This window comes from Campylobacter sp. MIT 97-5078 (genome assembly GCF_006864455.1).
GTDB lineage: Bacteria > Campylobacterota > Campylobacteria > Campylobacterales > Campylobacteraceae > Campylobacter_D.
The window spans coordinates 68,715-86,515 of sequence record NZ_QHLK01000006.1 but is presented as its reverse complement, the minus strand read 5'-3'; the positions used below and the strand labels follow the sequence as shown (position 1 = coordinate 86,515).

Sequence of the window (17,801 nt, the reverse complement as noted above, 5' to 3'; positions counted from 1 at the left end):
TTAAAAAATATCTTCAAAAAAAATGTTTCTCTGTCTAAAAAATCATCATAAAAACATACAAAATATCTAATTTATCATATCAAATAAAAATGATTATCTAAAAAAATATTCTGTGCCTTTGTTAAAATTATTTTTAAACTTAAATCAAAAACCTAATTTTATCTCATTATATCTTACTCTTAAATTAAAATTTTATAAAAATAAACTCTACGCAATAGCACAAAAATATGCTCAAAATCAACGCTTTTAATACAAATTTTGATATGTGTTAGCTTTTTTTATCTACAATAGCACTTTACATTCTTACACTAAGGAAAAAAATGTTTTCAGCGTTTTTTGCTTCTAAAAAATGGACTTTGTGGGCTTATTTGGGCTTATTTTTTTTACTTTTTTGTCTGTATGTACAAACCAATCTTAATGTTGCCATAAATGAATGGTATAAAGATTTTTACAATGTCTTGCAAAAGCCACAAATCAAAGCTTTAAAACATTCAAACGATGAAAACAACGAAGTTACAACTTCTTCACAAAGTACTCAAGCCAAAAAAAACTCTACCCAAGATGAAGAAAATAAAAAACAAGAACACAATGCAAGCAATGTTAGCCTTGAAAAAGATACAAGCAAGCAAGATGAGCAAAAAACTAAGCAAAATGAAAATGATGATAACACCACCTTTTTAAATGCTTTAGCGATGAAGTATTACAAAAGCCTCACAAAAAGTCATTTTGGCGAAAATGGCTTAGATAAACAAAGCTATACTATAGAGGATTTTTATGCTTTGATTGTGATTTTTTTATTTATCGCTATACCTTATGTTTTGGTTGCTACGATTAATATCTATTTTGCAAGTGTATATGCTTTTAAATGGCGTGAAGCGATGACTTTTGAATACTTGCGTTTTTGGAAAAATAAAGATGATAATATCGAGGGCAGTTCTCAAAGAATTCAAGAAGATATTTATAATTTCTCAAAGATAGTTGAAAGCTTGGGACTTGCCTTTGTTCGAGCTGTGATGATACTCATCGCTTTTATCCCCATACTTTGGGCTTTAAGCAAGTCTGTGAATGTGCCTATTTTAAGGGATATTGAGGGTTCTTTGGTATATATAGCCTTTTTGTTATCTGTTGGAGGTTTAATTATATCGTGGTTTGTAGGTATAAAACTACCCGGACTTGAGTATAACAATCAAAAAGCAGAAGCAGCCTTTAGAAAAGAGCTTGTCTATGCAGAAGATGATCGTAAAAACTACGCTAAAAATGAAACTATGCTTGAGCTTTTCACTGGGCTTAAGTTTAACTATAGAAGGCTTTTTTTGCATTATGGGTATTTTAATATTTGGCTTATTTTGTTTGAACAAATGATCGTTATCGTGCCACTTTTAATCATGGCACCTTCGCTTTTTGTTGGTGCTATAGGGCTTGGCATAGTTATGCAGATGAATAATGCCTTTGATCAGGTGCGAAGTTCTTTTAGTGTCTTTATCACGAATTGGACAAAAATCACAGAACTTAGAAGTATATACAAACGTTTGAAAGAATTTGAAAAAAACATCGCCTATAAAAAGCGTTAGGCTTTATCTAAAAGCCTAACTATCATATCTTTGGCTAATTTGTTAAACCGAAACTTAAGTTTGTTATAGTTTTTAATCCATTTATTATTCAACAAAAGCATTTGACATTCATTGCCCCAGCTTCCTCCACCCCATTTAAGTCTTAAATTCGTTTTCATAGTTTGAAGTATGCTTACTTTAAATATATCAGCTATATGCACATTGCCCGTATCTGGACTTATAAGCATATCAAGCCTACTTGTAAGCTCGATAAGATGAAAAAACTCATTATCGCCTATAAAAATTTGGATATTTTTTTCTTCGAATTCTTTATATTCTATCAGATTTTTATCATAGCTCATCATTACAAAAAGCACTTGCGGAAACTCGCGTGCCAAATCCTTTGCTAAATACGCATAATCTTGAGGGACAAATTTATAAGCTGAATTTGCAAAAGCATTGATCCCTACGATAAACTTAAATTGTTCAGCCTGAAAGCTTTTAAAAAGTATGTCAATATATCTTTTATGCTTAGGCAGGGTTTTTAAAGCAAGGTGTTTAAAATCAATCTTTGAAATATTTTCATCAAAATGTTTTTTATCGATCCTTCTTACTAACTCAAGAGCTTTAAACACTTCTCTGTGAGGGCGAAGTTGATTGTAAAAAAATACCTCTACTCTCTTTGCAAAAAAAGTTTGAAAATAAGCTGGAGCAATGATTCTTTTTGCCTTGCTTGTTTGAGCTAGACTGATCATATCGCCGTATTTATACCCTGCAAGAAGCAAAATATCAAGTTCAAAATCACTTAACCCCCCCCCCCCCCACAAGCTCATCTATCGCTACAAACGCATCTACCACTTCAGAGTAAAAAAACATATCCATAAAATAACGACGCCCAAAAAAGATGATCTTGCTTTGTGGATAAAGCTTTCTTAAAGCGACCAAAGCCTTAAAACGCGTCGCATTATCCCCTATAGATTGTATATCATTTAAAAAACCTATATTTTGCACCACTACTCCTCAAATTTACTTAAAATATCTTGAGCGAGTTTATAAAACTCATCTTTATAAAATTCGTATTCATTGTGCCAGTCTTTTGGCAAGAAAAGTGCATCAAAATGTCCCCCATAGTTTCCACAAGGAAAAAGCATACTATCAGTTTGTGGATAAAAGCCTAAAGTGTCAATTTTAAGATTATCAGCTATGTGAATATTGCCTGTTGAAAGACTTATGCAAAGCTTTAATCTTCTTGTAAGCTCCACAAGATGAAGTAAATTTTCATCATTATTAAAAACTTTAATATTTTCTTCTTTAAAATCCTCAAATTCATAACCACTTTGTTTAAAATTCATAAAAATAAATAAAAAGTTTTTAAAACGCCCCGCTAGAGCCTTTACAAGCACTATCCAATCACTCATCTTAAGATTATAATAAGCCGAAGAAATTCCAAAACAACTCAAACCTATAATATACTTAAAGTCCTTTTGTATAGGCTTTAAAAAAGCACTGATATGTTCTATATTTTCCCTATCACTTTGAATTTGTATAGGCATAGTTTTAAGATCAAACTCTTTTATCTTTGCATCATAAAGCTTAGGATCAATCATCCTTACTAAATCCAAACAACGTTGAATTTCAAGTCTTTTTAAACGCTTGATATGCTTTGGGTGTTTGAAACGAGGTGAAAAAAGTGTGTGTAAATGCCACCAAGTGATGATATTTTTACATTTGCTTTGCTTGGCAAATTTGATATTTTTGCTCGTTCTATGAGCAAGAATAAGCGTATCGATATTATATTCATCGATGATTTGTGGCAAATTCTCATCATTTTGAGTCAATTCAAGCCCTTGTAAAAAAATTCGATCAATAAAATCAAAATTTTTACACAGATAAAAACCAACCTTGCTCGTAAAAAGCAAAAGCTTAGCCTTTGGATAAAGCTGCTTTATCACATATAAAGCAGGTAAAGATGAGATGATGTCCCCTACTCCTAATCTTCTATCAAAAGCAATAACCTTTGGCTCTTTCATTCAAGCACCACGCCTTCATTGATAACAACTTCGCCGATGATGAAAGCGTCTGTGTTTTCAAGTACTTTTGAAACATTTTCTGGCGAAACAACTAGAACAAGTCCTACGCCCATGTTAAAACTTCTATACATTTCACTTTCTTCCACTGCCTTACCTATAGTATAAAAAATTTCAGGGGTTTTAAGGTGGTGCTTTCTAATCACTGCTCCTAAGCCCTTAGGAAACACTCGTGGCAGATTTTCTACCAAACCTCCACCGGTGATATGAGCTAAAGCATTGATAAAAGGCTTAAGCTTTAAAAAGTCTTCAACATAAATTCGTGTCGGCTCAAGCAAAATATCAATAAGTTTTTTACCCTCGATCATATCATCAAATTTAAGCCCTAAAGCTTCAAAAAGCACCTTTCTAGCTAAAGAATACCCATTTGAATGAAGCCCAGAACTTGGCAGAGCTAAGAGCAAGTCACCATTTTTAACAAAACCGCGTCTATCAATTTCTTCTTTTTCAGCCATGCCTACAGCAAAACCAGCTAAATCAAAGTCCTTTGGTGCATACATAGAAGGCATTTCAGCTGTTTCACCGCCTATTAAAGCACACCCTGCCATCTCACAAGCCTTTGCAATACCACCAACCACACTTTTTGCCACAGCTAAATCAAGCTTAGCCGTAGCATAATAATCCAAAAAAAACAAAGGTGTAGCAAAATTGCAAATCAGATCATTCACACACATAGCCACTAAATCCTGCCCTATACTCTCGTATCTTTGTGCATCAATTGCCAAACGAAGCTTAGTGCCAACCCCATCAGTTGCAGCTAAAAGCACAGGCTTTTTATAGCCACTTGGTAGTTCATAAGCTCCAGAAAAAGAGCCTATGCCACCTAAAACCTGAGGCGAAAAAGTCTGCTTTACTAAAGGCTTGATGGCTTCTACAAAGGCATTGCCATTATCTATGCTTACTCCAGCTTGCTCATATGAAATTTTCATTTACATTTCCTTAAATTTAAAAGGTTATTGTAACTAAAAGCATTTTTAAAAGGGCTTAAATGAGCGAAGTTTTTTTTGTAACAGCAAGCATAGCTTGCGGTAAATCAACTTTTATTCAAATTGCCAAAAACAAAGGTTTTAAGGTGCTTAGTGCAGATATAATAGCTCATGAACTTTTAGATGAAAATGCTTTAAAAATCGCTGATTTATTTGATAATAAAAGCTTGATAAAAGAGCAAAAAATTGATAGAAAAGCCTTAGCAAATATAGTTTTTAACGATCATTTTGCCAAAGAAAAACTTGAAAATTTTCTACACCCTAAAATCAGAGCCAAAATCATCAAACAAATTAAGCTTTTAAAAAATTTTAGTCCCATTTTTGTGGAACTGCCTTTATTTTTTGAGACAAAAGCATATTTTGAACTTGGAAAAAGTATCTTAATCTACGCCCCTAAAGAACTCAGTTTAAAACGTTTAATACAAAGAGATACTTTGAGTGAAAAAGAAGCTTTACAAAGACTTGAAGCTCAAATGGATATTGAAAAAAAGCTTGAGCTTGCCGATTTTGTGATCAAAAACGAGGGAGATTTAGAGGAATTTAAACAAAACTGCGAGGAATTTTTTGATACAATCAAGCTTTTAAACAAGGGTAAAAATGAAATTTTATAAGTATTGTGCGAGCGGAAATGATTTTGTGCTTTTTTATAGTGATAAAAAAGGTAACTTTAAAGAGCTTGCTATCAAGCTTTGTAACCGATATAGTGGCATAGGAGCTGATGGACTTATAGTTATTTTACCGCATAAAAAATATGACTTTGAGTGGCAGTTTTATAATCGTGATGGAAGCGAACCTGCAATGTGTGGCAATGGCTCAAGAGCCGCTACTCACTTTGCCTGTCATATCTTAAAAATGAAGCCGAATTTAAGCTTTTTAACAAAGGCTGGGGTGATAAAAGCATATATTCAAGAAGATAATGTTCAAACTCAACTTACAAAAGCAAAAAATACACAACAAAGCTTTGAATTTAAAGGTAAAAAGTGGCAAATTTGTGATACTGGTGTGCCTCATTTAGTGTATTTTTGCGAGAATTTAAGCGAGTTTGATCTTAAAACTTGTCAGCTTTTGCGTGAAAAATACAATGCAAATGTAAATTATGCCAAGATAGAACATAAAAAGCTTTTACGCGTAAGAACCTTTGAACGAGGTGTTGAAAATGAAACCTTAGCTTGTGGCACGGGTATGGCAGCGTGCTTTTATCTTGGAGTTTTGGAAGGCAAGCTTGAAAAAAATATCAAAGTTTTACCGAAAAGCGAGGAAGAATTAAACCTTAAACTTGATGAAGAGGGAAATATATTTTTTCAAGGAAAGGTGAGGTATTGTTTTGAAGCTCAATATAATTTTTCTTAAGCTTTGCTTGCCTATCTTTGTTTTAGCCTTTGAAGCTGGTTTTGATAAAGAATATTATAAACTAAGCATTGATGAAAAAAGAAAGGTTTTTATCGAAAAAATCAACACCTTGCTTGATCATTCTTTTGAAAAAATCACGCAAGAACAAGTCTTTATAAAAAAATTCTTTGAAACACATGCTAAATCTGGCTTTAGAAATATCAGCAAAACAGAACTTCAAACACTCATCGCACTCAAAGAAAAATACAAAGTGAAAAATCTTTTTGATTTTAAAGAGTATCAAAAACGCATAGGCGTAGTGCCAAAATCCATGGGCATAGCTCAAGCTCTGGTTGAAAGTGGCACAGGCACAAGCCGTTTTGCAAGGGAAGCAAATAATCTTTTTGGCGAATGGACTTGGGGTGAAAAAGGCTTAGTGCCAAAGCACAGAAAAAGTGGTAAAACACACAAAATCAAGATCTTTGATAGTTTGCAAGAAAGCGTTGATTCATATCTTTTAAATCTCAACAGACATTTTGCATATGAGCAGTTTAGAATAAAACGTTTCAAAGCTTTGCAAGAAGGGCGTGAATTTAAGGGTTTAGAAGCAATTAAAACCTTACATAATTACTCAGAAATCAAAGGCGAATACGAAAAAATTCTCAAAAATGTGATCGAAAAATATAAGCTTTATTTATTGGACTAAAAGTATTTAAAAGAAATATTGCTTGCTTTTAAATGATTGTTATGAAAAAGATAGGAGATGGATGGACTTTAAAAAACTTCAAATTTATTTTAACTTCCCTTTAAAAATACTTTTCAAGCTTTTAAATTCATAACAATTTAAAAGCTCAAAGCCCAAGTTTCAAAAGGCACGATCTCAAATTTTACGCCTTGCTCAAAAAACTGATCTTGTGATGAAAGCGTAATAAAAACCACATGAAAAATTTCTTTTTCCAAAACCTTTGGTAAAATTTTTTGAGCTTTTAAACGCAATAAATCAATATCTTGCAAAGCACTACAAATAAAGCCTATCTTACTTTTTTCAAGATAAAAATCAAATTCTTTGGTGTAAAAAATGGGCTGTTTAAATTTAAAAAGCTCACACAATACAAGATTAGCAAAAAGCGTTGAAAAATCCCTTTGTATCAGTAAAGCATTTTTAAAAGCAAAGTCCGTAAAATACGTCCTTTTAAGTCGTTTTTGATGATGAGGAACAAAAAAAATCAAACCCCTTTGACAAAGCAAGTTAATACACTCATAAAGCTTATCTTTTGAAATTTTCATTTCTTTTTTAAGTTTGGTATAAAGAGCATTAACACTAAATTCAAGTCCTAAATGTAAGGCTATAAATTTAAAAATCTCAAGCTCAAGGGCAGTAAAATAGCTTTGCAGATAATCATTTAACTCTATGTTTTCGCTTAAATTTGCTCTTCCACTTTGCAAGTAATTGCCAAGTTGTGAGCTGGTGGCATCTTTGATGCTATTTTGGCTTAAAAACTCCTCAAAATCTAAAAAATCAAGCTCTATTTTTTCAAAATCCTTGAAATTTAAGCTTAAAAACTCGCTTGCTAAGATAAACTGATACCTTGATAAAAGTTTTGAAAAATCAAACTTAAAATTTACATCAATACCATAAAAAACGATGATTTTAATAGCCTTATCTTGCAAAAAAATTTCTAAATTTTCTAAAGCTTGTAAGCTAAACCTTAAATCCTTAAAATTTAAAAACAAAAACTCTTCAGTCTTAAAATCCCTCAAATAGTTTAAGATCAAAGCCTTTTTTCCACTTTTTAATGCCCCACATAGCAAAGTATGCTTGCTATTAAGGCGAATTTTTCGTTCAAAAAGCTCTTTAAATTCCGGTGGATTTTCATAAAAAAAATTTAAAATTTTCAAATTTTATCCTTTTAAAAAGGAAATTATAGCCAAAAATTAAAAATTTTGAATTGAGATCGAAAAAAAAATAAAGTAGTTGTGGTGAGTTTGCTTTAAATTAAGATAAGTGCAAGTTTTTTAGTTTTCAAAGCCTAACTCCCCCAAGCACCTTGCTTTAATAATGCTTGGGAAGTTTTTAATTTTTAATTAACGTTTAATCCAGCTCATCATTTTTCTAAGCTCTAAGCCTACTTTTTCAAGTTGATGTTCGCTTTCTAGACGTTTTGTAGCATTAAACTTAACCTTTCTTCCAGATCTAAATTCAGTGCTAAATTCGCTTGCAAAAGTGCCATTTTGTATTTCTTCAAGCACTTTTTTCATCGTCTTTTTTGTTTCATCTGTGATGATTTTTTTACCTGTTCTATAATCCCCATACTCAGCAGTGTTTGAGATCGAATTTCTCATCGCTGTAAAGCCACCTGCATAGATAAGATCAACGATAAGCTTCATCTCATGAATACACTCAAAATACGCCATTTCAGGTTCATATCCAGCCTCAACAAGAATTTCAAAACCAGCCTTCATGAGTTCAGTTACCCCGCCACACAAAACAGCTTGCTCACCAAACAAATCAGTTTCCGTCTCTTCTTTAAATGAAGTCTCTAGGATACCAGCTCGTGCTGATCCTATGCCACTTGCATACGCTAGGGCATATTGTTTGGCTTTGCCACTAAAATCTTGATAGATAGCGATTAAGCTTGGCACACCTTTGCCCGCTTGATATTCGCTTCTTACGGTGTGTCCGGGTCCTTTTGGTGCTATCATCACTACATCGATATTTTTTGCTGGCTCTATGAGAGCATAGTGGATATTAAAACCATGTGCAAAAGCAAGTATATCGCCTTCCTTTAAAAAAGGCGCAACCTCAGCCTTATAAAGATCAGCACACAACTCATCAGGCACAAGTATCATCACAAGATCAGCTTTTTTCACAGCCTCACTCACGCTTAAAACCTCTAGTCCTGCCTCTTTAGCCTTAACCGCACTTAAGCTTGTATCTCTTAAGCCCACAACAACTTTTACACCGCTTTCTTTGAGGTTTAAAGCGTGAGCGTGTCCTTGAGAACCATAGCCTATAATGGCGATCGTTTTTGATTTAAGCAAGCTTAAATCACAATCCTTGTCATAGTATTTTTGTATCATTTTTTCTCCTTTTAAAATGTGAAATTTGACCTTTATACAATCTTTTCTTTATCGTTCTTTCCTCCTTATCGTAGTGTTACTCTTTTTGTATGAGCGAGTTTTTCAAGCTGTTTAAGCAAGAAATCGTCACATTCTTTAAGCGTTAAAAACAAATCAAGCTCATTAAATTCAAGCTTGATTAATGCAACTTGATTTTGGCTTAACACAAGCATAATCCTTGCAAGATAGCTTACATCGTTTTTTGCAAGCTGTATGTGTAAATTTTTCATTGTTTTTCCTTTATTTTGTGATGATTTCATCAGCACTTTTTCCACTTGGTATCATTGGTAAAACTTTTAAGTCTTTATCGATGATACACTCTATCCATACCGGTTTTTTCTCTTTTAAAGCAAGTTTAAAGGCTTCTTTAAACTCTTTTATGCTCTTGCAGCTAAAGCCCTTAGCATTAAAGCCTTCAGCTACTTTTACATAGTCTATTTTTTTGCGAATATCCGTGCTTGAATATCGCTTTTCATAAAATGCACTTTGCCACTGACGCACCATTCCAAGCGTAGAATTGTTAAATATCACTGAAATGATAGGTAGCTTATATTCTACGGCTGTGCTAACTTCATTTAAATTCATTAAAAACGAGCCATCTCCGCTTAAATGAATGACTTGTTTATGAGGATAGGCTTGCTTTGCTCCTATAGCACAACCATAACCAAAGCCCATAGTTCCAAGTCCAGCACTTGTTAAAAAATTTCTTGGGTTTTTATGTGTGAGGTATTGAGCTGCCCACATTTGGTGCTGTCCCACATCGGTTGTAAAAATAGCATCTGCCTCACAACTTTGACTGATAAACTCAATCACTTCTTTTGGGCTTATCAAGCCGGCAAGTTCTTGATGCTCAAAGGCGTCAAATTCAGCCTTTTCTTTTGCCTTTGTTCTGTGAATCTGTTTTAGCCAAGCTTCATGCTTGTTTTCATACTTTAAAGCACAAAGTTCTTCTAAGATATGTTTTAAATCCCCTATCACAGCACAATCTAAAGCCACATTCTTGCCAAGTTCGGTTTTGTCAATATCAATTTGAGCCTTTTTAGCTTTCACGCCAAAATGACTCGGTTTCAAAGCCACGCGATCAGAAAATCTTGCTCCTACAGCGATTATTAAATCAGCTTCGTTGATGAGTGTATTTGCACTGATATTACCATGCATACCTATCCAACCTATATTTAAGCTCTCATCATCAAGCACACCAGCACCCATGATCGTATGCACAAAAGGCAAATTCGCAAGCTTTACAAATTTCCTTAAAGTCTTATACGCATCTTTTGCACCACCACCTACATAAAGCAAGGGCTTTTTTGCCTTATCTATGAGGCTTTTTAACTTTAAAAGCTCGTTCTTGTCATATTGCAAAAAGGGTTTTTTAAAGGGTTTTTGTGGCTCAAACTCAGCCAAAGCTTGAAACACATCTTTAGTGATATCCACAAGCACAGGACCTTTTCTGCCCTCATTCGCAAGATCAAACGCCTGCCTTAGTATAGAAGCAAGTTCATTTACATCGCACACCATAAAGCTTTGCTTGGTAATTGGCATGGCTATACCTTGTATATACACTTCTTGGAAACTATCTTTACCGATAAGCTTACTTGGGACATTTCCGGTGATTGCAACCAAAGGTGTGCTATCCATATAAGCTGTGGCTAAAGGTGTAATGAGATTTGTCGCACCTGGACCACTTGTAGCGATAAACACACCGGTTTTTCCACTTGCTCTAGCATAGCCATCAGCTGCATATCCAGCACCTTGCTCATCAACTGGCATAATATGCTTGATTTTATCTTGATATGAAAAAAGCGTATCATACACATCAAGCACAGCACCACCCGGATAACCAAAAATCGTATCCACCCCTGCTTCTAGCAATATTTCCATAAGAATTTGTGAACCTTGCAATTTCATTGCTTTCCTTAAAAAATAAACTTAAATTTAAAATATAAAATCATCAAAAAAAGATGAAAAACGCAACCAGCTAAAAAACTGATAATAAAAAAAATAATTAAAAAAAGGGAATTATTTGACGACAATAATGTCAATCAGAAGAAGGTGAAGGATAATTGAAGAAAATTTTTGACTTTTGAAATTTGGTAAATGTTGTTGATGCTTAGAAAAGCATTGCTTAAATGCACTCATTGCTTTCTCCTTTTAAAGATATTAAGATTAAATTATAGCACTTTTTTTACACTTTAAGCTTAAAATTATATTTTTTTTATGCTTGTGTTACATTTTTGTTTTTAGGCTTTTAATTTTTGATAAAAATTAAAAGAGCGGTTTAAAACCACTCTTTTTTTAAAATTTCTTTCCGGCTAATTTAGCAAAGGCATAAAACACAGCCGCAATAACTAAGCCTCCAAGCCCTATGATAAGCTGTTCGCCATTTGCATTTATAAGTAGCCAAAAAGAAATGATAATTGCTACAATAGGCACGAAGCCAGGCACTTTTATGCTACTTTGTGGCAAGTCTTTTCTTTTGCGAAGCACTAAAACAGCAAGACAAGTAGGCACATACTGGATAAATCTTGAGATCACACTAATTGCAGCAAGCACAGCAAAGCTTCCTATAAGAGTGCCATAAAGGACTAAAGCTAGGGTTAAAATTCCGGTGATAATAATAGCAATAACAGGAGTTTGAGCCTTGTTTTTATATGCGATAATCTTTGGTATTAAACCATCACTTGCTAGAGCATGTCCTACTCTTGGTGTAAGAATTGATGAGGCTGTGGCTATGCCTCCTATAGAAATAAGCGTTCCTATACCAACTATACTCACTCCATATCCTGAAAAAATCCTATCAAAAGCAGCAGCAATAGGAGCATTTTCTCCAGCCAAATCAAGCCCTAAAATTCCAATAGCCACGCCAATAATAAGTAAATAAAAAACACACACTATAATCATCACCCAAGTTATAGCTCGTGGCAGGTCCTTCTTAGGATTTTTATAATCTTCAGCTGCAATAGCTAAAGACTCAAAACCCGTAAATGCGTAAAAAATAACCAAAGCAGCCGATGAAAATGCAGCTGAAAAACTTAGCATCTCGCCAGTGCTTGAATGTCCAAGCACTAAAAAAGGCTGAAAATTCTCGGCTTTCACAAACCATAAGCACAGGAAAATGAAGATTAAAAGTGGAGTAAGTTTGGCTAGTGTAATGAGATTATTAAAGAATTTTGACAAGCCAATACCAGCTAAGTTCATCAAGGTTAAAGCTAAAACCAAGCTTGAAGCCACTATAGCCTTAAAAATTACTGGGAGCTCTAAGTTACCATACACCCAAGCTCCTAAAGCCTCGCTAAAACCCGTTGCCATAGTCGCCCAAGCGATAATAGCAATCGCCCATTTCATAAAACCAATCTCAAAGCCCACAAATTCGCCAAAAGCCTCCTTAGCATACACATAAGCTCCGCCATTTCTTTCAAATTTAGCAGAAACTTCAGCAAAACAAAGGGCTATACTAATGGTAAGCAAAGCTACAAAAATCACTACCACAAGAGCAAAAGGACCGACTAAAGCCACAGCTTTATTAGGAAGTAAAAATATCCCAGAGCCTACTATAGCATTAAAACCTAATAGCACAACACTTAAAAATCCTAATTTTGAATTCATTTTTCTCCTTTCTTGCATTCATTCACAAAGGCTTGAAATATAGCCTTTGAATGTTTATCTTTCATCACTTCAGGATGCCACTGCACACCAAAGACTAAATTTTTACTTTTTTGATATTCTATAGCTTCGATAACTAAGCCACTTTTTGCACTGACTTTAAAATCCTTTGCAAGCGTATCAATGCCTTGATGATGAAAGGAATTAACTTTGATTTTGCTTGGTAAAAAATTTGATAAAAAGCTATTTTCAAGTATATCTACACGATGTGTCGCAAGGCTTGGTTTTTGCTTTTGCCTGTGTTTTAAAACATTCAATTTTGCATAGCTTAAGTCTTGATAAAGCGTGCCACCAAAAAAGACATTTAAAATTTGCATTCCTCTACAAATCCCAAAGATAGGGAGCTCTTTTTTCATGGCTTCTTCGATGAGCTTAAACTCAAATTCATCTCTTTTTTTACACAGCTGTTCAAGCAAGGGCTTTGGACTTTGTTTGTAAAATTTTGGATGAATATCAAAGCCTCCGCTTAAAATCACTCCACTTGTATTTGCAAGCAAAGATTGTATGGCTTCTTTTTCGCAAAAGGGTATGATAAAAGCAGCTAAATCTTTTTCCTCGCACTCTAAAAGCTTATTAACATAGCCTACATTAAGATAGTATTTTTTCTTAAAAATTTCTTTTGTTAGTTTTAAAATACTTGCAGAAATCCCTATAATCATCGTTTTTATACCCTCTAAGATAAATGAAGTAAAAGAGAAGTTTTAAACTTAAGCATAAAAGTCCTTTTTTAGACTATAAAATTTATCAAAGTTTCAAACTAAACTTTGATAAGCACAATGTAGCATAATTAAGTTTAAATTTATCTTAATATTTTTCTAAGACTAAATTTTGTTTTTATTTTGATAAAAATTTATTTTGATTGATTTTGAATTCTTTTTAAATGCAGTAAATATGCCTTTGCATCTTCATCGATTGAGAACTCAAGTGCAGTGAATTTCATCGATGAAAATCAAGTGTTTGTAAAGGCTATTTTCATATTTTGCAAAAAGTTTTCTTAGCTCTTCAAGCTTAAAACTTCCTCCATCAAATTCATAAAAATCAAGTCCAAATTCAAAAGCCAAAGCCCTTGCTTGAACAGCTGTGTAAAAAAAGAGATGAATTTGAGTTTAAGCTCATCGAAGAAGCCATGAAAAAAGAGCTCCCTATCTTTGGGATTTGTAGAGGAATGCAAATTTTAAATGTCTTTTTTGGTGGCACGCTTTATCAAGACTTAAGCTATGCAAAATTGAATGTTTTAAAACACAGGCAAAAGCAAAAACCAAGCCTTGCGACACATCGTGTAGATATACTTGAAAATAGCTTTTTATCAAATTTTTTACCAAGTAAATGAAGAATCATACTTAATAAATGCTGATCGAATTCATATTATTGTCTAATGACAAAATTAACTATAAAAACTTCATAAATTCCTCTAATTCAAAAAATGTTACGATAATAAACAATTAAACTTAATTTTATTTAAGTAAATACTGATTTTTAAGTCAAAAACATAAGCATAGAGATACAATTTAAGATAAAAAAGCTTTTATTGCAAACAAATAAAAAATGAAAAAAACGATGAAAGAAATTAAGTGCAGCATTTATGGAGAGGAATGAGCAGGAGTTTGCTTTTTAGAACAAAATTTGCCTAAAAAAGAGTTTTGGATTGATTTTTGTGTGAGATTATGGGTGGAAAAACGAAGCAAAATATAGCTATTGTGGCAACAGGCACGGTTTACATAGGAATGGCAAGCTTGATAGAAAATAGTTTAGTTCAAAAACATTTGCAAAATTTTAATGCAAGTATTCTTAAAATATCACACCCTAGAGGGATTATAGAATGCGAAGTGGGGATAGTTTTGCTTAAATTACAAGAACAGCAAGAAGAATTTTAAAGGCTTTATATTTACAAAACAAGAGTTTTAAGCCCTTTGTAAAGCTACATAGTTTAAGATATATTTATTTTATATTTAAGGAGGTTAAAATGTTTGATTTTTTTAAACCAAAACAAAAGGCTGTAAAATTTCCTAAAGAGCAAATTTTACCGACTTATTTTAGAATGAGAACTTGGAGTTTAAGCGGTGTTTTTGTAGGGTATATGGGCTATTACCTAGTGCGTAATAATATCACTCTTTCAACCCCATTCATACAAAGCCAACTCGAGCTTACAAAATCTGAAATTGGCACAATTACAGGTTCTATGCTCGTAGCTTATGGCATTAGCAAAGGAGTGATGAGCGTTATAAGCGATAAAGCAGACCCTAAAAAATATATGGCTTTAGGGCTTATCTTGTGTGCTCTTATTAATATTTTACTCGGTTTTTTTAATTCTTTTTATGCTTATGTGGGCTTTGTAATTGCTCTTGGAGTATTTCAAGGTATGGGTGTGGGACCATCTTTTATCACTCTTGCAAACTGGTATCCTAAGAAAGAGCGTGGAATTTACACAGCTGTATGGAATATCTCGCATAATGTAGGGGGGGGGTAATCGCTCCTATAATTTCAATTTCTGGCTTTGTTCTAACGGCTTTTTTAGGCGTAAGTACAGCAGAATTTAATGAAAAATATTGGCATATAAACCATTTTTACATTCCTGCTGTTTGTGCTTGTTTAATCAGTCTTTATGTGCTTTATGCAGTCAAAGGAAGTCCTAAAAATGAGGGTTTGGTTGATATTAGTGAAATTAATTTAATGCGTGGGATTAAAGATGAGGAAGTTAAAGCTGTTAAAAGTCCAAATTTAAGCAGTTTTCAAATCTTTTATCAATATGTACTTAAAAATAAAAACGCTTGGTATGTAGCTTTTATGGATACTTTTGTTTATATGGTGCGTTTTGGACTCATATCTTGGCTTCCTATATATTTAACAGATGCTAAAAATTTTACTAAAGACCAAATGGGTGTTGCATTTTTATTTTTTGAATGGGCAGCTATACCTTCTACTTTGCTTGCAGGATACATTTCAGACAAGTTTTTTAAAGGTTATAGAATGCCCCCTGCTATCGCTGCTATGGTAATAATATTTTTTATGATTATAGGGTATTTTACTTCAAATAATCTTCACCTAGTCATCTTTTTTGCAGCTATGGCGGGTTGTTTAGTGTATATACCACAATTTTTAGCGAGTGTTCAAACTATGGAAGTTGTGCCTGCTTTTGCTGTGGGTTCTTGTGTGGGACTTCGTGGTTTTATGAGCTATGTAGTTGGTGCTTCACTTGGAACTAAGGCTATAGGTTTAGCTGTGGATTATTTTGATAGCTGGAATGCCGGACTTATAATGCTTCTTAGTGCTTGTGTGCTTTGTATGCTTTGCTCAACTTTATGCCATTTTAGTGCTAAGAAAAAATACCTTTAGTTTGATAAGAATTTGCAGAGTTTATTGCAAATTCTTTTTTTAAACCTTTTGGAAATTTTTAGTAATGATACACAAAAAGATGTATTTGACTTAGAATTTAGAAGAATTGTTTAACAAATTTTGAAGATTCCTTAATATATTTTTTAAGATTAAATCTTTTGATTTTTTCATAAAATATAAAGCAAAGACAAGCTAAAATTCCACATCAAACGAGGAGTAATAATGGATCACAGACAAGCGTTTTTTTCAAAGCTAGAGGATTGCTATTTAAGATAGTATTTTTTCTTAAAAATTTCTTTTTTTAGTTTTAAAATACTTGCAGAAATCCCTATAATCATCGTTTTTATACCCTCTAAGATAAATGAAGTAAAAGAGAAGTTTTAAACTTAAGCATAAAAGTCCTTTTTTAGACTATAAAATTTATCAAAGTTTCAAACTAAACTTTGATAAGCACAATGTAGCATAATTAAGTTTAAATTTATCTTAATATTTTTCTAAGACTAAATTTTGTTTTTATTTTGACAAAAATTTATTTTGATTGATTTTGAATTCTTTTTAAATTATGTAACAGTCTTGCCTCATCGCCAATGCCACTACTCTCATAAAATTTCAAGTCTTTTACAAGGTATTTTTGCTTGACATAGCCACCAAAATCATGCGGATAAAGATAATTTTTAGAAGCTGGATTGTTATTGTCTAAATAAGGTAATATGGGCAAAGGCTCGTTTTCATCAAGCCAAGCAAGAGCTTTGTTTATAGCTTTGTAAGATGAATTTGACTTCAATGCACTTGCAAGATACACCACGCATTGTGCAAGCATAATGCGAGCTTCTGGATAGCCTATATTTTTTACTGCAATGAGTGTAGAAGTAGCTAGCACAAGGGCATTACAATCAGCATTTCCTATATCTTCGCTTGCAAAGATTACCAAACGCCTTGCGATAAAATCCGCACTTTCTCCACCCTGAATCAAAGCTGCTAGATAATAAAGTGCTGCATCTACATCACTACCTCTTAGGCTTTTTATCAAAGAACTTGTCAAGCGATAATGCGTATCTTTTGAGCTTGTGCCGTCTTTTAAGGCATTTGCTCTTAGGCTTTTAAGCGTTTTAAAGCTGATATGTTTTTCATCAAGAACTAAGGCATATTCAAGCAAATTTAAAAGCGAGCGAGCATCTCCACTTGAGCTATGCAGTAAATACGCCTTTGCATCTTCATCGATTGAGAACTCAAGCTTTGATTTTACCCTTTGAAAAAGAGCTTCTAAATCCTCTTGTTTTAAAGCTTTAAACTCAAAAAGCATACTTCTGCTTCGTATGCCTGAACTAAGTACAAAATAAGGATTTTCAGTGCTTGCTCCGATTAAGATACACTGGGCATTCTCTAAAGGCACTAAAAGCATTTCTTGCTGAATTTTTGAAAGGCGGTGAATTTCATCGATGAAAATCAAGGGTTTGTAAAGACTATTTTCATATTTTGCAAAAAGTTTTCTTAGCTCTTCAAGCTTAAAACTTCCTCCATCAAATTCATAAAAATCAAGTCCAAATTCAAAAGCCAAAGCCCTTGCAAAGCTTGTTTTCCCACACCCTGCTGGTCCAAAAAATATGCTATGGGGCAGTTTTTGTTTAGCCAAAAAGCTTTGAAATATCCTTTTAAGCTCATCTTGTCCGTAAAGCTCATGAAGTTTTTTTGGGCGAAAATAAAGAGCAAGGTTTTGCATTTTATCTTATAAT

The 17,801-nt window shown here is 33.3% G+C and carries 19 protein-coding genes and 1 pseudogene; 8 read left to right on the top strand and 12 right to left on the bottom strand.

Translation table 11 applies throughout. The features are described from left to right. The first annotated feature begins 320 nt into the window (after nucleotides 1-320). Nucleotides 321-1,571, top strand: coding sequence for a putative transporter (locus DMB91_RS04665; RefSeq protein ID WP_034906360.1), 1,251 nt, complete (start codon nucleotides 321-323; stop codon nucleotides 1,569-1,571). Here the strand turns inward: DMB91_RS04665 and DMB91_RS04660 are convergent. From DMB91_RS04660 to purM, 4 genes are read right to left on the bottom strand one after another with little or no spacing between them, the layout of a single operon-like run. After that, nucleotides 1,568-2,383 (bottom strand): glycosyltransferase family 9 protein, encoded by an 816-nt coding sequence (locus tag DMB91_RS04660; protein ID WP_143116840.1) that lies wholly within the window; start codon nucleotides 2,381-2,383, stop codon nucleotides 1,568-1,570. The two genes, DMB91_RS04665 and DMB91_RS04660, sit on opposite strands and share 4 nt — an antisense overlap. Further along, nucleotides 2,352-2,561, bottom strand: coding sequence for a hypothetical protein (locus DMB91_RS04655; RefSeq protein ID WP_143116839.1), 210 nt, complete (start codon nucleotides 2,559-2,561; stop codon nucleotides 2,352-2,354). Before DMB91_RS04655 ends, DMB91_RS04660 begins: the two co-directional genes overlap by 32 nt. A 2-nt stretch (nucleotides 2,562-2,563) precedes the next feature. Continuing rightward, complete coding sequence (locus DMB91_RS04650) at nucleotides 2,564-3,580, bottom strand: glycosyltransferase family 9 protein (protein ID WP_034906296.1); 1,017 nt, start codon at nucleotides 3,578-3,580, stop codon at nucleotides 2,564-2,566. Then, entirely contained in the window at nucleotides 3,577-4,566 is a 990-nt protein-coding gene (purM, locus tag DMB91_RS04645) for a phosphoribosylformylglycinamidine cyclo-ligase (RefSeq protein ID WP_034906293.1), read from the bottom strand. The genes DMB91_RS04650 and purM overlap by 4 nt, the downstream gene beginning before the upstream one ends. Nucleotides 4,567-4,625: 59 nt before the next feature. On the opposite strand from purM, the gene coaE reads away from it, so the two are divergent. From coaE to DMB91_RS04630, 3 genes are read left to right on the top strand one after another with little or no spacing between them, the layout of a single operon-like run. Further along, nucleotides 4,626-5,234 (top strand): dephospho-CoA kinase, encoded by a 609-nt coding sequence (gene coaE, locus DMB91_RS04640; RefSeq protein WP_034906291.1) that lies wholly within the window; start codon nucleotides 4,626-4,628, stop codon nucleotides 5,232-5,234. Further along, the gene (dapF, locus tag DMB91_RS04635) at nucleotides 5,221-5,973 is read left to right on the top strand and encodes a diaminopimelate epimerase (RefSeq protein WP_034906287.1); all 753 of its coding nucleotides are present in this window, start codon (nucleotides 5,221-5,223) and stop codon (nucleotides 5,971-5,973) included. Before coaE ends, dapF begins: the two co-directional genes overlap by 14 nt. Continuing rightward, nucleotides 5,948-6,658: a glucosaminidase domain-containing protein gene (locus DMB91_RS04630; RefSeq protein ID WP_034906284.1), complete on the top strand. Its 711-nt coding sequence runs from the start codon at nucleotides 5,948-5,950 to the stop codon at nucleotides 6,656-6,658. The genes dapF and DMB91_RS04630 overlap by 26 nt, the downstream gene beginning before the upstream one ends. Nucleotides 6,659-6,795: 137 nt before the next feature. Here the strand turns inward: DMB91_RS04630 and DMB91_RS04625 are convergent, their stop codons facing one another. The 7 genes and pseudogenes from DMB91_RS04625 to DMB91_RS04595 all read right to left on the bottom strand — a co-directional run. Then, complete coding sequence (locus DMB91_RS04625; RefSeq protein WP_034906281.1) at nucleotides 6,796-7,851, bottom strand: ATP-binding protein; 1,056 nt, start codon at nucleotides 7,849-7,851, stop codon at nucleotides 6,796-6,798. Between the two features lie 186 nt (nucleotides 7,852-8,037). Next, nucleotides 8,038-9,033, bottom strand: coding sequence for a ketol-acid reductoisomerase (gene ilvC / locus DMB91_RS04620; protein ID WP_143116838.1), 996 nt, complete (start codon nucleotides 9,031-9,033; stop codon nucleotides 8,038-8,040). Nucleotides 9,034-9,098: 65 nt separating this feature from the next. After that, nucleotides 9,099-9,302 carry a hypothetical protein gene (locus DMB91_RS04615; protein ID WP_034906276.1) on the bottom strand — a complete coding sequence of 68 codons (204 nt, stop codon included), beginning with the start codon at nucleotides 9,300-9,302 and terminating at the stop codon, nucleotides 9,099-9,101. 10 nt (nucleotides 9,303-9,312) lie between these two features. Beyond that, on the bottom strand, nucleotides 9,313-10,980 hold the full coding sequence (gene ilvB / locus DMB91_RS04610) for a biosynthetic-type acetolactate synthase large subunit (protein ID WP_034906273.1): 1,668 nt from the start codon (nucleotides 10,978-10,980) through the stop codon (nucleotides 9,313-9,315). Nucleotides 10,981-11,367: 387 nt separating this feature from the next. Next, complete coding sequence (locus tag DMB91_RS04605; RefSeq protein ID WP_034906271.1) at nucleotides 11,368-12,678, bottom strand: APC family permease; 1,311 nt, start codon at nucleotides 12,676-12,678, stop codon at nucleotides 11,368-11,370. After that, nucleotides 12,675-13,394, bottom strand: coding sequence for a gamma-glutamyl-gamma-aminobutyrate hydrolase family protein (locus tag DMB91_RS04600; RefSeq protein WP_143116837.1), 720 nt, complete (start codon nucleotides 13,392-13,394; stop codon nucleotides 12,675-12,677). The genes DMB91_RS04605 and DMB91_RS04600 overlap by 4 nt, the downstream gene beginning before the upstream one ends. 270 nt (nucleotides 13,395-13,664) lie before the next feature. Continuing rightward, nucleotides 13,665-13,829: pseudogene (locus DMB91_RS04595) on the bottom strand (AAA family ATPase); the annotation flags it as partial. On the opposite strand from DMB91_RS04595, the gene DMB91_RS04590 reads away from it, so the two are divergent. From DMB91_RS04590 to DMB91_RS08985, 4 genes are all read left to right on the top strand, one after another. Then, nucleotides 13,802-14,065, top strand: a complete 264-nt coding sequence (locus DMB91_RS04590; RefSeq protein WP_185900260.1) for a gamma-glutamyl-gamma-aminobutyrate hydrolase family protein — start codon at nucleotides 13,802-13,804, stop codon at nucleotides 14,063-14,065. The pseudogene DMB91_RS04595 and the gene DMB91_RS04590 sit on opposite strands and share 28 nt — an antisense overlap. Nucleotides 14,066-14,387: 322 nt before the next feature. Further along, nucleotides 14,388-14,609, top strand: coding sequence for a hypothetical protein (locus DMB91_RS04585; RefSeq protein WP_143116835.1), 222 nt, complete (start codon nucleotides 14,388-14,390; stop codon nucleotides 14,607-14,609). 89 nt (nucleotides 14,610-14,698) lie between these two features. Then, on the top strand, nucleotides 14,699-15,202 hold the full coding sequence (locus DMB91_RS09090; RefSeq protein ID WP_197051030.1) for an MFS transporter: 504 nt from the start codon (nucleotides 14,699-14,701) through the stop codon (nucleotides 15,200-15,202). After that, nucleotides 15,202-16,068 (top strand): MFS transporter, encoded by an 867-nt coding sequence (locus DMB91_RS08985; RefSeq protein WP_197051035.1) that lies wholly within the window; start codon nucleotides 15,202-15,204, stop codon nucleotides 16,066-16,068. Before DMB91_RS09090 ends, DMB91_RS08985 begins: the two co-directional genes overlap by 1 nt. Nucleotides 16,069-16,597: 529 nt before the next feature. Here the strand turns inward: DMB91_RS08985 and DMB91_RS04575 are convergent. Beyond that, nucleotides 16,598-17,788 carry a replication-associated recombination protein A gene (locus tag DMB91_RS04575; protein ID WP_143116834.1) on the bottom strand — a complete coding sequence of 397 codons (1,191 nt, stop codon included), beginning with the start codon at nucleotides 17,786-17,788 and terminating at the stop codon, nucleotides 16,598-16,600. Nucleotides 17,789-17,801: the final 13 nt, after the last annotated feature.